Source organism: Anatilimnocola floriformis, from assembly GCF_024256385.1.
Lineage (GTDB): Bacteria > Planctomycetota > Planctomycetia > Pirellulales > Pirellulaceae > Anatilimnocola > Anatilimnocola floriformis.
Genome location: NZ_JAMLFW010000001.1, coordinates 2,619,370 through 2,632,156, shown reverse-complemented (window position 1 = coordinate 2,632,156; position 12,787 = coordinate 2,619,370). Strand labels below are relative to the sequence as shown.

Here is a 12,787-nt window from a genome sequence, read left to right as displayed (position 1 = left end):
TAATGGTTGCTAATCTTGCCTAAGCGGCTAAAATCGAAACCAGCGGTGGGGAACAGCAACTCCCTTCGCGTGGTCAATTCGGGCGATTAAGGCAGTGAAGATGCCGCGAAACAGCCGCTAGCGGCCTGCTTCTGCGGCGGTCATCCTGCCGCTAACGGCGATAGGTAACAGGCGATGCGTTATTCGTTTCGGCTCGCGGAAGTCGTGGGGCACGTGCCCGATCCGCGCAAGCGTCCAGGCACCATCAAAGCCATTTGCGATTACACGACGCTCGACCGCCATCAGGTCGCGGCGTTCCTGAAAAACGAAGTCAAATACATTCCGCTCGACGCCCTGTCGAAGCTGTGCGATTACCTGATCGAAAAGGGTTTTGCCACGGCGGAGGAACTGCCCGGCCGGTTGTTCGCGGTGGAGCCCGAGCACTTCTGGGAACTGCTCGCCCGGCGGCGGCGGTTAGAACTGTGCCTGGGTGTGCGTCGCGGCGAACCGGGCGACACGCTCGACGATGCCTGGGTCGTGGCGAGCGACTCGGTGCTGCTCGGCGAACTGCTCAACGGCGTAACGTCGCTCGGCGGCACGGCCCGCTTCAAGCGGCTCGCCGATCCGAACGCTCCCGCGGCAGTGCCCGCCGATGATCCGCATCCCGAGCAGTTGCATCAATCGCTCGTCTTTAGCCCGGGGCAGTCTTCGTTTGCGGATTATGTCGAGCTCGCGCGGAGCGTGTACGACGGCTTTTGTTCGGCGGCTGGCGACAAAGCGCTGATCTGCCTCGGCAGCAACAAGAGCAACCCGGTCGTGGAGATTCTCCTCGCCGAAGCCTTCGGCGCGACTCCGTTCGAGTCGCAAGATTCGCTTCCCGTGGCCAGCAAGCGTAACTGCCCCATCTTTATTCGTTATCGCAGCCATGATCCGCAAACGCCCTCGTGCTGCGGCGGCAACGATCTGTCGAAATCGGAGAAGGCCAACGTCCCGGGCATTTACTACGAAACGTCCGACGGCACTTGGGATGTCTGCCCGTGGGAAGCCAACAAAAAAGACGCGGCGATGGTCTTCTATATCCATCGCGAGTCGCAGGGCCGGCTCGAGATGATGCTCGGCGGTTATTCGGGCCGGGCCACGCGGTTGCTCGCGCGAATGCTTTCCCGCCGCGGCGAAGAATTCTGGCCGCCAGTCTATTCCGGCCACGGCATTCAGATCGGCGCGTTCGTGGTGAAGTTCAAGCTGCAGAATCAGCAAGACAGCGATGCGAAATCGCTTCTCACCGACTTGGCCGCGGAGAGCGAAATCATCCGCCTCGCGCCCGACGTGATCGAGCGGCGGATGCAGGTGGCCGGTGACGAAGAGATGTAGGCTACTGTCGCCTTTCGCTCCGCGAAAGGACGCGTCTTTCACTCGTTGCGGCGCGCGGCATTCCACCATTCAAAGACGCGTGCTTTCGCGGAGCGAAAGACGACTATGGATGCCACAGCATATACGTTTTGTAACCGCCGCTGACGTTCTTCACTTGAAAACCGGCTTGCTGCAGGATTCGCGTGGCGATGTAGCCGCGCTGGCCGACCTGGCAGTAAGCGGCGATCTCCCGATCGCGGGGCAACTCACTTAAGCGCGATCGCAAGTCATCGACAGGAATGTTGATCGCGCCTGGAAACTTTCCAGCTGCGAATTCTTCGGGAGTGCGAACGTCGAGCAGCAGCGGCCGTTGTTCTTCCGGCATGGCGTAGAGCGCGGCAACGTCGATTTGCGGATGGTCGCCGCGGAGCCAATTGGCCGCCACGAAGCCCACCATGTTGACAGGATCTTTCGCCGAGCCGAACTGCGGTGAGTAACAGAGCTCGACTTCTTCGAGATCGAAGACCGTCAGTCCTGCTTGAATCGCCACGGCGATCACGTCGATACGCTTGTCGACACCCTCGCCGCCGACCGCTTGCGCGCCGAGGATCTTGCCTTGCTCGGGCTCGAAGAGCAGCTTGATCGCCATCCCTTGCGCACCCGGATAGTAGCCAGCGTGCTGCGCGGGATGGACATAAACCATGCGAAACGGCTGGCCGCTGCGACGCAGCGTTTTCTCGGAAGCGCCGGTCAGGGCAGCGACCTTGCCGAAGCAACCGACGATGGCGGTGCCTTGCGTGCCGCGAAATTTCACCGGCCGGCCGAAGATGTGATCGGCGGCAAGTCGTCCCTGCCGATTCGCCGGACCGGCCAGCGGCACTTGCGTCGGCTGGTGCGAAACAACGTCTTGCACTTCGATCGCATCGCCGACCGCGTAAATGTCCGGATCGTTCGTTTGCAGTTGATCGTTCACCCGAATGCCGCCGCGCGGCCCGACGTCCAATCCTGCTTCAACGGCGAGCTTGTTTTCGGGCCGCACACCAATGCCCATAATCACCAGCGGTGCGGTGAGTTCCTTGCCCGATTTCAATTGCACTCGCACACCGCCGTCGACGGCGGTAAAACTCTCCGCCGAGTCGCTAAGCAACAGCGTCACGCCCTTCGCTTTCAACTCTTGCGCGATGGGCGTGGTCATTTCGCGATCGAGAGGCGGCAGGAGCTGATCCTGCAGTTCAACAACGGTGGTCTGCACGCCGCGATGCACTAGATTCTCGACCATCTCGAGGCCGATGAACCCCGCGCCGATGACAATCGCTTGCTTGGCCCCTTGATCGACAATCGCTTTGATGTGATCCATGTCCTGCAAGTTGCGAAGCGTGTGAATGCCCGGCAGATCGATCCCCGGCAATGGCGGCTTGAGTGGCGCAGCGCCGGGCGCGAGGATCAGCTTGTCGTAACTCTCTTCGTATTCGCGGCCGGTGGCTAGTTCGCGAACGCGAATCGTTTTTCGCGCGCGATCGATGGCTTCGACAGACGATTGCGTCCGCACATCAAGATTGAACCGGGCCCGCAACTTGGCCGGCGTGGTGACGAGCAGCTTGTTGCGATCGGCGATCGTATTGCCGATGTGATAAGGGAGCCCGCAATTGGCGAACGACACATCCGGGCCGCGCTCGAAGAGGATGATCTGCGCTTCTTCGCTCATCCGCCTCGCTCGCGTAGCCGCCGACGCTCCTCCGGCCACGCCTCCTACGATCAGCAATTTCATGACACACTCCGTTTTTCGCTACAGTGAATCTTCACTATATCGCGAACGGCGGTGCCAAGACGATGGCAATTGCACGTCGGAAACGCTGGCCTTGTCGGCGAGGACAACAAGGTCGAATAAGATACGGGAATGAGCGAAACAGACCTGCCGCTGATTCTCTTGCCCGGTATGAACGGTGATCCGCGCGTCTTCGCGCCGCAGCTGAAAGCGTTTCCAGACCTCGACGTGCCGAAGTGGGAGCAGCCGCTGAGCGATGAAGAGCCGCTAACCCACTACGCGCAGCGATTGGCGGCGAAGATCGATCCGGGCGTGCCTTGTATTATTGGCGGCGCATCCTTCGGTGGGATTGTCTCGCTCGAAGTCGCGAAGCACCTGCAAGCGAAGGCCTGCGTGCTCATTGCTAGTTGCCGTAGCATTGAAGCGTTGCCGGCCATGCTTCGCTTACTGCGGCCGGTGTCTGCTTTAGCGTCCAGCAGATCTATCGTTCAGCTTGCACGCTCTGCACATTTCCTGACATCGATCGAAACTTCAGCAGTCAAGAATTTTCACCAACTTTCGCCGCGTGATCAAAGCTTTCGCATTTGGGCTCTTCAAGTGTTGCTGAAATGGCAACCAGAGTTTCCAAATTGCCAGCTTCACCAAATCCACGGGGCTTTAGACTCAACATTCCCGGCGGTGATCTCCGGAGCTGATTGCGTAATTCCCGAGGCCGGGCATTTATTGACACTCACTCACGCGGAAAGCGTGAATGAGTATTTGCAACAAGTGCTTACTTCTTCCCGCGGCCGATGCGGCTGAGGACTTGTTCCAGCGTTTGCCGCAGCACGAGGCCGCTCTTGCGGAGGAGCTGAACTTCCTTCGGCCAGAGTTCGATCTGGTGGCGAGCGACCACGCCCTTGCGGCCGACGACGGTCGGCACGCTCAGTGCGACGTCGCGAATGTCGTAGCAACCTTCTTGCACGCTGCTCACCGGCAGGATGCGGCGTTGATCGAGAACGATCGAGTGAATCACGTCGCGAATCGCAATGCCGACGGCAAAACCAGCGCCGGTCTTCTTCTTGATGACTTCTGCGCCCGAACCTTTGGTCCGCGTGAAGAGTTCATCGGCGAGCTTGGTATTCCAGCCCGGGAATTTTTCGAGCGGCAGATTGGCGATGCAAGCGCTCGACCAAATCGGCACCATGCTGTCGCCGTGTTCGCCGAGGATGAGGGCCTGAACTTGCGTCGGCGCGGCTTTCACTTGCTGAGCGATGAGGCTGCGGAAGCGGATCGTATCGAGCTGCGTGCCGAGGCCGATGACCTGGCTCAGTGGCAGACCGAGGCGATCGGCGGCGACGTAGGTGAGAATGTCGACGGGGTTCGACACGACGAGGACGATCGCGTCTTTCTTCACGCCGGCCTTCGTCACTTCGCCGAGAATGCCGAGGAAGAGGTCGGTGTTGCGATTGATGAGATCGAGCCGGCTTTCATCGGGCTTGCGCCGCAAACCAGCCGTGATGCAGATGATGTCGGAGCTCGGAATGTGCTCGTAACCGCCCGAGGTGATGACCTGATCGGCCACGCTCGGAGCGCCGTGGAGCATGTCGAGTGCCTGGCCGCTGGCCAAGTCGGCGTTGACGTCGAGGAGCGCGATCTCGCTCACCACGCCGCCGCATTGCAGGGCAAAGCCTGCGCTGGAACCGACCAAACCGCCGCCGCCGATGATGCTGACTTTCATGGGATCACTTATTGCAGATTGCAGATGTCAGATTGCAGATTGAATGCAGAACGTAGAAGTCAGAATGCAGAACGAAAGGCATTTGCCTGCCTCATTCTGCATTCTGCGTTCTTACTTCTGCGTTGCCAAAGCTTCCATCACTCGTTCGGTGATCATCTTGATCAGCGCTTCTTGATCACCGCCGGCGGGCGCGGCGGCGACTTCTTTTTTCACCGCGGCAGCCACGGCAGGGCCCATGGCGGGGGGAGCGTCGAACGCACGCCGTTCCACGCCCGATTGCTTCCAGCTGTCGCGGAAGATGTCGTTCGCGCACACGTCACAGTTCTTGTATTCCTCGGTGTTGCGCGGATCGGCCCAGCCCCATTTCTGCTTCAGGTCGAGCAGTTCGCGTTCCTTCTTCTCATCGAAGTAGTTCACTTTGCCGAGGCTCTTGGCGAGCATCAGCATGCGGCAATACGCGTCGAGAATTTCCGTCCACCAATAAGCTTGTTCCACATCCGTGCCGTAGCTCACCGTGCCGTGGTTGGCGAGGATGATGATGTTTGTCTTGCTCACGAACGGCAGCACCGTATCGGCAAAGGCTTGGCCGCCGGGAGTTTCGTAGGTGGTGATCGGAACATCGCCGAGGAACACTTCGACTTCGGGGAGCACGCACTGCGGAATCGGTTCGCGAGCGATCGCGAAGGCCGTGGCGTGCGGCGGGTGGCAGTGCACGACGCTCTTCACGTCGGGCCGTTGCTTATAGATTTCGAGGTGCAGCAACGCTTCGCTCGAACGCTTTTTGCGGCCGCTCAGTTGCTTGCCGGTCATGTCGACGAGGCTGATATCGTCGGGCTTGAGAAAGCCCTTGCTGTGCATCGTAGGGGTGCAGAGAACTTCGTTCTCGCCGACGCGCACCGTGATGTTGCCGTCGTTGGCGGCGGCGAAGCCCTTGTTGTACAAGCGGCGGCCGATCTCGCAGATGTCCTGCTTGATTTTGTGATGATTGACCATGGGTTGATGCCTTTAACGAAGGAGGTTTTGATCGAGGTCGAGTTGATCGAGAATGGCGGAAATGTAAACGTCGATTGGTTTGTAATTGGGTCGGAACGGCTGAGCCGCTTCGGCCCCTTCGCTGATGGCGACCAGATCGCCGATGCCGGCGCCGAGGTCGTCCCAAGCGACAATTTCGTCGGCTTGCGGAGCCACGCCATCGCGCAGTTCGGCGAGCGACAGCGGCACGATGAGCCGCAGCCGTGCGCCTTGCATCGTGGGATGCTGACTGTTCATCGTGACCGTGCCGAGCACTTTGGCGATTCGCATTGGTTAGCTCCTCGCCTTGGTGGCCGTGTTGGACGCAACGCGTTGCCAGCTGATCTTCTTGTCGCGCAGTTCGTCCCTCACCGCGTGCGTGACGATGGCCCGCTCCGAGACAACCACCGTGGTGATTCCCTGGAGCCGGCCCTTGATCGTCGCGAGCGTGATGACTTTGTCGTTCAAGTTCAAACTGCTGGTGGATTCGGTTTGCTGAATCGGCGCTGGTGTCGAAGTCGCGACGAGGGCGCGCACGCGGCGCACCACTTCGGCGACAATTCGATCGATATCAGCGGGAGTCAGGTTCATGGTTTGTTAGTTGTCTGCAATGCCGACGATCGAGTAGCGGATGGGGGTCGATTCGTCGCCGGTAATTTCGCGAACGTACTTGCCGTCGCTCGTGATCATCACCAGTTCGCCTCGGCCGGCGCCCACGACATCGGCGGCAATCACCGGATCGGCGTCGGGAGTTTTGCCATCGGCCATCAACGGCTGCACGACGAGCATCTTTTGTCCTTTGAAGGACGGATGCCGCGCGGTAGCGATGGCGGTGCCGATGACGAGGCCGAGTTGCATGGTTGTCTTTTGAGTAGCTGAATTCGCCAGAATTCAGAGGGGTTTCGAAAAAATCAGGAGTCTGAATTCTGGCGAATTCAGCTACAGATTTACGACTTGGGTTTGCCGAGGACGCACAGATCTTCGATGAGCGAGCAGCGGCGTTCGCGGGTGAAGGTCAACGGCGTCGTCACACCTTCGCCGGTCGGGCCAGCGATCGAGAACGACAAGTAGCCTTCGCCGCCGAGACCGAGGGCGGCCATGCACGGGCCGTTCTTCACGAACAGCGTCGTGTCGAGGATGCGGCCCATCTTCGTCATGTTCTTTACGTTCTGGCTGTGAATGATGCTCGTGTGCCGGAAACCGTGTTCGTAGTGCTGAGCCTTTTGGATGGCTTCGTCGACATTCTTCACGCGGACGAACGGCACGAAGGGCATCATCTGTTCGACCGGAACAAACGGATTGCTTTCGTCGGCTTCGCCGAACAGCAGGTCGCTCTTTTCCGGAATCGATTTGCCGATCGCACGGGCGAGGACTTTGGCATCCTGGCCGAGGAATTCCTTCGAAGGGGCGTCGTGCTTGTGTTCCCCTTCGCCGACTTGAACAATCGCCTTCTTGGTGAACTCGTCGACTTCGCGAGCATTCAGCCGCGTCGCGCCGGCGCGATCCATGGCGTCCATCATCTTGTCGAAGACGCTTGAGACGACAAACACTTCCTTCTCGGCGATGCAGAGCAGGTTGTTGTCGTAAGCCGCACCTTGAATGATGCAGCGGGCGGCGTTGTCGAGGTCCGCCGTTTCGTCGACGACGACCGGCGGATTGCCTGGGCCAGCGACCACGGCCCGCTTGCCGCTGCGAAGCGCTGCGCGACCGACAGCAGGGCCGCCGGTGACGCAGATCAGATTGACATTGCGATGACCGAACAGTTGATTGGCCGTTTCCAGCGTCGGTTCGGTGATCACGCAAATCAGGTTGTCGATGCCGAGGTCTTTGTAGATGGCTTCGTTGAAACGACGCACACCTTCGGCAGCCACCTTCTTGCCGCTCGGGTGCGGATTCACCACGACCGAGTTGCCCGAAGCGATCATGCTCACTGCGTTGCCGGTGATGGTCGGCAGCGAGTGCGTAACCGGAGTGATCGCGCCGATCACGCCGAATGGCGCGTGTTCGATCACGGCCAAGCCGTGGTCGCCGCTGAATACTTCGCTTCGCATGAATTCCACGCCCGGCGTTTTTTCGCCGAGGGTCTTCAGCTTTTCGATCTTGTGATTGAGACGGCCAACCTTGGTCTCGTTCATTTCCATCGTGCCGAGCTCGACGCAGTTGTCGATCGAGATGCGGCGAATATGGCTGATGATCCGCTTGCGGTCTTCCATGGTCCGCTCGCTCAATTGCTCGAACGCATCGCGAGCAGCAGCGACGGCTTCGTTCACGCAAGTGAAGATGCCATGCCGGCCGGCGAACTTGGGACCGCTGCTGACGTGTGCGCCACCCCGGGCCACTTCGGAGAGGACCTGAGCGACGACACTGCGGATGAGAGCTTCGTTGATTTGCATATGGTTAATCGTTAGTTGGAGTTTCTTGTTCTCTGGCCCCCACCGAGATTGCTCGGTGGAGCCCTGATTCTGCACTAGTCCTGATCGCTACTCGTCTCGCCCCCGCCGGCCTTGGTCGGTGGAGCGGATGATTGAACCGCCGCGAAAATCATTTGCTCCACCGACACAAGGTCGGTGGGGGCTGGCTTCGCGAGGTGGTTGAACTGGTGCATAATCATTTCACCACCGAGCAAGCTCGGTGGGGTCTGTAAGTTGTTTGGTCCTTAATCCCGCGAGTAGACCGTTCCCTCATCCACTTGCACTTTGTCGACGATGCCCACGACGACGGCGTCGATGGGGAGCGTCTTGGTTTCGGGTGTCAATCGCGCCGAAGAGCCTTGCGTGAGGATCACAAAATCGCCGATCCCCGCGCCGAGCGTATCGACCGCGACAAACGTCCGGCCTGTCGTGACGATCGACTTCCGATCCTTGGCTTCGATGCGATAGGGTTCGACGATCAAGAGTTTAAAGCCCTTCATCGAATCGACTTTTTGCGTCGAAACCAGACTGCCGGTGACTTTGGCGACGAACATGTGGTGCGCTACCCTTCAATTGCATGTTTGGTTTGACGGGCCACGATCAGTTCCTCGTTCGTCGGAATGATCCAGATCTGCGTTGGGCTGCCGGCCTTGCTCACGCAGCGCTCGGAGTTGCCCTTTGAGCTGTTGAGCCCTGCATCGAGTTCGATGCCGAGGCCTTGCAGGTTTTCGCAAACTCCCGCGCGAATGTTCACGCCGTTTTCGCCGATGCCGCCGGTGAACACGATCGCGTCGGCGCCACCGAGTTCCACCAGCATGCCGCCGAGGTGCCGCCGAATTTCGGCGATGAACACATCGAGCGCCAGCCGAGCCCGGCCGTTGCCATTGGCGGCGGCTTCATCGAGATCGCGCACGTCACCACTAATGCCGCTGAGTCCGAGCAAGCCGCTTTTTTCGGCGAGTGTATTCAGAACTTCCTGCAGGCTCTTTCCTTCGCGCTCCATGATGAGTGGAATCGCAAACGGATCGAAATCGCCGACACGGTTGTTCTGCGGCAAACCGGTTTGCGGACTCATGCCCATCGTGGTCGAGATGCTTTGTTGACCCCGAATCGCACACAGACTGTTCGAGCCGCCGAGATGGCACGAAATGATCCGCAGATCGTATCGTTCCAACAGTTGGCTCGTCCGCTGGGCGATGTAGCGATGACTCGCGCCGTGAAAACCCCAGCGTTTGATCTGCCACTTCTCGGCCCATTCATGCGGCGCGGGATAGTAGCGAAGCTTGTCGGCAATCGTGTTGTGAAAACCCGTTTCAAACGCAGCCACCAGCGGAATCTGCGGCAGCTTTTCCCCCAGCAGTCGCATCGCGCGAATGTAAGGAGGATTGTGCGCCGGAGCGAGCAGGTTCATCTCTTCCATGGCGGCGAGCACATCGGGAGTGATCCGCTGCACGCCACTTACGCGACCACCATGCACGGCTTTGAAACCGATGGCAGCCACTTCCTGTTCGCTCTGCAGGCAACCGTTCTGCGGATCGGTGAGCTGCGCGAGGCACTGACGCACCGCGACGGCGTGATCCGGAACGGGAACCTTCAGTTCCTGCTTCTTGCCTGCAATCTCGACAAAGCACGGGCTTTCAGCCGAACCGATGCGTTCGACCCCACCGCGCGCGAGCTGCCGTTCGTCGGCCATGTCGTATAGCCGATACTTGAAGCTCGTCGAGCCGAGATTGGCGACTAGGATTTTCATCGTTTAGTCCTTCATCCTTGACCAGTAGCTGAATTCGACAGAATTCAGTGAGCGACGTCGTACTGCGCATCCGTCTGAATTCTGGCGAATTCAGTTACAGGATGCGCAAGACGCTTTAAACGAACGCTTCGATCAAACCTTCGGCGGGGCGAGGAATGATGTGGCTGCCGACGAGTTCGCCGACTTGCTGAGCGGCTTGAGCGCCCGCTTCGACTGCAGCGCGCACGCTGCCGACATCGCCTTGAACGATCGTGGTGACATAAGCGCCACCGATGCCGATCCGCTTGACGATTTGCACGTTGGCGGCTTTCGCCATCGCGTCGGTCGCTTCGACCAGGCCGATCAGGCCCTTCGTTTCAATCAAACCAATTGCTGTGTTCATCTGAACTATTACCTGTGAATTGTTATTAGATTTGCGAGGAAAGCCGGGGGCTAGCGCCCGGCGGCTGATGATTTCAACTAGGCCTTGGTGGCGTACTTGATGCTCGGCGGCAGCACGATGCTGAGGTCTTCGTGCGGACGCGGAATGACGTGTACGCTGACGACTTCGCCCACGCGGCCAGCGGCAGCAGCGCCCGCATCGGTCGCGCTCTTCACTGCGGCGACATCGCCGACGACGAAAGCCGAAACCAGACCGCTACCAACCTTGTCCCAACCAACCAACGTCACGTTGGCGGCTTTCAACATCGCATCGGTCGCTTCGAGCAGGGCGATGAAGCCCTTCGTCTCGATCATGCCGAGCGCTTCCAGATTCTTAGCCATTGCAATCTCCCGTAGGATAGGCTGCTAGCCTGTCCGTAAAAACCAGAAACAAATCAGTAATTAAACGCTGTAAGACAGGCTGGAAGCCTATCCTACGACTAGTGTTTGCACTTGCAGTCGCCTTCTTGCTTCTGCAGTTCCACCTTCGTGGCGCCGTCGAGGAAGCAGGCGTTCCCTTCATCGGTGTCGATGTGCACTTCGAGCTTGCTGGTGGCATCGGCCCGCACGAGCAGGTCTTCGAACACCACGGTGCATTGCGGCGATTCGATTCGCAGCTTCATGAAGTCGCCGTTCTTCACGCCGTAGCGTTCGGCGTCTTTGTTGCTCATGTGAACGTGGCGAGCAGCGCGAATCACGCCTTCCTGCAATTCGACAACCCCCTTGGGGCCGACAAGGACGCAACCGGGCGTGCCCTTGATATTGCCGCTGTGGCGAACCGGCGCGTCGATGCCCAGCGAAATGCTGTCGGTAAAGGCGAGCTCGACCTGGCTGTAAGGCCGCGTCGGGCCGAGGACGCGCACATTCGGCAGCATCCGCTTGCGGGGGCCCACGATCATCACCGTTTCGGCGGCCGCAAAGAAACCATCTTGGTAGAGATCTTTTTCCGGCGTCAGTTTGGCGCCCGGTCCGAAGAGGGTCTCGACATCGGCATCGCTCAAGTGGCAGTGACGGGCCGAAATGCTAACCATCAGCTCGGCAGGCTTGTCGCCGCTTTCGGTTGGCTTGTTCGCCGGCGCGGCAGCATTGCCAAGCACAATCTGGCGAACGATTTGTTCGACGACGCTGCGGTCGAGTGCGGGAGAGGATGCCATTTCAAAAACTCGATGGTGGTTAGCTATGGGTTGTAGTTTGAATTTCGGAGTCGCCCGCTTCAGCCGCGAGGCGGACCTGCACGCCGGCATCTTGCAGGCGTTTGATCCATTCCGGCGACAGCTCGTGATCGCTGACGAGCGTGTCGATCTCGGCCAGAGGGCACATCAAGGCAAGGCTCGTGCGGCCGAACTTCGTGCTGTCGGCGACGACAATCACTTCCTCGGCACGCGACATCATCACCCGTTCGGTTTCGACGAGCAGCGATTCGCTGTTGTAAGCGCCTCGCTCATTGATGCCGGCCACGCTCAGCACGGCGCGACGCACATTCAGCGTCTCGAGCATTTGATTTGCGTAGGGCCCGATCGTAACGCCAGCCCGGCTATCGACCTTGCCGCCGATGAGAACGAGTTTCGTGAGATCGCTCGAGCTGAACAAATTGGCCACCGGAAGGGAGTTGGTCACGACCTGCAACGGACGACCGACGAGGAGCTGCGCGAGCTCATAAGTCGTGCTGCCACCGTCGAGCAGAACCGTATCGTTGTCTTCAATCAGGCGGGCAGCTGCGTTCGCAATCCGCCGCTTCTTGTCCCAGTTCGACGACTGGCCATGATCGAAGTGGGCCAGCTTCGGCGAAGGGCCGGTGTAAAAGACACCGCCATGCGTTCGTCGCGCAACGCCCGACTCTTCCAGATAATCTAGGTCGCGACGGACCGTTGATTCGGAGACGGCCAGCTGAGTGACGAGCTCGGGCAACGACGCGAACCCGCGTTGTCGGATCAACTCCGACAATCGGCCTCGCCGTTCGTCCGCCACCGCCTGCTTAATCACTGCGTTCCCTTCGGATGCCTGTCAAAGTCTGCCTAGACTGCCGATCACTCTATCTTGTCGGATGCTGTGACAGAAAGCAAGCATTCTATTGACGGATTATCACCGAATATGGAAGTTTTCGGTGGCTTGAACTGGTAATTTCGGCAATTCTAGCTGACTTTGCGATTGAAAATGGCGAAATTAAGGTGAGATTGCCGGTCAGAGAAATTTTCCGCCGAGTGAATACGTGATTGAAATCAGTCGCAATGTGGTAGAAAGCAGTTATTCCGTGCCGGGAGTCCGCCGTGTTATAAAAGGTTATAGGGTTATGAGACAAACCAGCGGTAACATGTTGCCACTGCTTGCCTTAGGAATCATTCAACAACTTCATAACCTGTTATAAGGTTATAGGTTTGCTA

15 protein-coding genes are annotated in these 12,787 nt (G+C 59.0%); 2 read left to right on the top strand and 13 right to left on the bottom strand.

From position 1 onward, the window contains the following. The first annotated feature begins 174 nt into the window (after nucleotides 1-174). Nucleotides 175-1,350: a helix-turn-helix domain-containing protein gene (locus M9Q49_RS10255; protein WP_254508643.1), complete on the top strand. Its 1,176-nt coding sequence runs from the start codon at nucleotides 175-177 to the stop codon at nucleotides 1,348-1,350. A 103-nt stretch (nucleotides 1,351-1,453) separates the two neighbouring features. Here M9Q49_RS10255 and M9Q49_RS10250 read toward each other — a convergent pair whose 3' ends face one another. Then, the gene (locus tag M9Q49_RS10250) at nucleotides 1,454-3,097 is read right to left on the bottom strand and encodes an FAD-dependent oxidoreductase (protein WP_254508642.1); all 1,644 of its coding nucleotides are present in this window, start codon (nucleotides 3,095-3,097) and stop codon (nucleotides 1,454-1,456) included. 129 nt (nucleotides 3,098-3,226) lie between these two features. Between M9Q49_RS10250 and M9Q49_RS10245 the strand changes: the two genes are divergently transcribed. Then, the gene (locus M9Q49_RS10245) at nucleotides 3,227-3,895 is read left to right on the top strand and encodes an alpha/beta fold hydrolase (protein WP_254508641.1); all 669 of its coding nucleotides are present in this window, start codon (nucleotides 3,227-3,229) and stop codon (nucleotides 3,893-3,895) included. Here the strand turns inward: M9Q49_RS10245 and M9Q49_RS10240 are convergent. From M9Q49_RS10240 to M9Q49_RS10185, 12 genes are all read right to left on the bottom strand, one after another. Beyond that, nucleotides 3,867-4,814 carry a lactate/malate dehydrogenase family protein gene (locus tag M9Q49_RS10240; RefSeq protein ID WP_254508640.1) on the bottom strand — a complete coding sequence of 316 codons (948 nt, stop codon included), beginning with the start codon at nucleotides 4,812-4,814 and terminating at the stop codon, nucleotides 3,867-3,869. The two genes, M9Q49_RS10245 and M9Q49_RS10240, sit on opposite strands and share 29 nt — an antisense overlap. 111 nt (nucleotides 4,815-4,925) lie before the next feature. Beyond that, on the bottom strand, nucleotides 4,926-5,807 hold the full coding sequence (locus M9Q49_RS10235; protein WP_254508639.1) for a class II aldolase/adducin family protein: 882 nt from the start codon (nucleotides 5,805-5,807) through the stop codon (nucleotides 4,926-4,928). Nucleotides 5,808-5,819: 12 nt separating this feature from the next. Continuing rightward, nucleotides 5,820-6,116: a EutN/CcmL family microcompartment protein gene (locus M9Q49_RS10230; protein ID WP_254508638.1), complete on the bottom strand. Its 297-nt coding sequence runs from the start codon at nucleotides 6,114-6,116 to the stop codon at nucleotides 5,820-5,822. 3 nt (nucleotides 6,117-6,119) lie between these two features. Beyond that, nucleotides 6,120-6,416: a hypothetical protein gene (locus tag M9Q49_RS10225; protein ID WP_254508637.1), complete on the bottom strand. Its 297-nt coding sequence runs from the start codon at nucleotides 6,414-6,416 to the stop codon at nucleotides 6,120-6,122. A 6-nt stretch (nucleotides 6,417-6,422) separates the two neighbouring features. Next, a complete protein-coding gene (locus M9Q49_RS10220) occupies nucleotides 6,423-6,683 on the bottom strand; it encodes a EutN/CcmL family microcompartment protein (protein ID WP_254508636.1) in 261 nt (86 codons plus the stop codon). Between the two features lie 89 nt (nucleotides 6,684-6,772). Further along, nucleotides 6,773-8,218 (bottom strand): aldehyde dehydrogenase family protein, encoded by a 1,446-nt coding sequence (locus M9Q49_RS10215; RefSeq protein ID WP_254508635.1) that lies wholly within the window; start codon nucleotides 8,216-8,218, stop codon nucleotides 6,773-6,775. A 263-nt stretch (nucleotides 8,219-8,481) separates the two neighbouring features. Next, nucleotides 8,482-8,790 (bottom strand): EutN/CcmL family microcompartment protein, encoded by a 309-nt coding sequence (locus M9Q49_RS10210; RefSeq protein WP_254508634.1) that lies wholly within the window; start codon nucleotides 8,788-8,790, stop codon nucleotides 8,482-8,484. Nucleotides 8,791-8,798: 8 nt separating this feature from the next. After that, nucleotides 8,799-9,986 carry an acetate/propionate family kinase gene (locus M9Q49_RS10205; RefSeq protein ID WP_254508633.1) on the bottom strand — a complete coding sequence of 396 codons (1,188 nt, stop codon included), beginning with the start codon at nucleotides 9,984-9,986 and terminating at the stop codon, nucleotides 8,799-8,801. 115 nt (nucleotides 9,987-10,101) lie between these two features. Continuing rightward, nucleotides 10,102-10,368 carry a BMC domain-containing protein gene (locus M9Q49_RS10200; protein ID WP_254508632.1) on the bottom strand — a complete coding sequence of 89 codons (267 nt, stop codon included), beginning with the start codon at nucleotides 10,366-10,368 and terminating at the stop codon, nucleotides 10,102-10,104. Between the two features lie 77 nt (nucleotides 10,369-10,445). Then, the gene (locus tag M9Q49_RS10195) at nucleotides 10,446-10,748 is read right to left on the bottom strand and encodes a BMC domain-containing protein (RefSeq protein ID WP_254508631.1); all 303 of its coding nucleotides are present in this window, start codon (nucleotides 10,746-10,748) and stop codon (nucleotides 10,446-10,448) included. 98 nt (nucleotides 10,749-10,846) lie between these two features. Beyond that, nucleotides 10,847-11,560 carry a phosphate propanoyltransferase gene (gene pduL, locus M9Q49_RS10190; RefSeq protein WP_254508630.1) on the bottom strand — a complete coding sequence of 238 codons (714 nt, stop codon included), beginning with the start codon at nucleotides 11,558-11,560 and terminating at the stop codon, nucleotides 10,847-10,849. Between the two features lie 19 nt (nucleotides 11,561-11,579). Further along, nucleotides 11,580-12,389: a DeoR/GlpR family DNA-binding transcription regulator gene (locus tag M9Q49_RS10185; protein ID WP_254508629.1), complete on the bottom strand. Its 810-nt coding sequence runs from the start codon at nucleotides 12,387-12,389 to the stop codon at nucleotides 11,580-11,582. Between the last annotated feature and the right edge of the window lie 398 nt (nucleotides 12,390-12,787).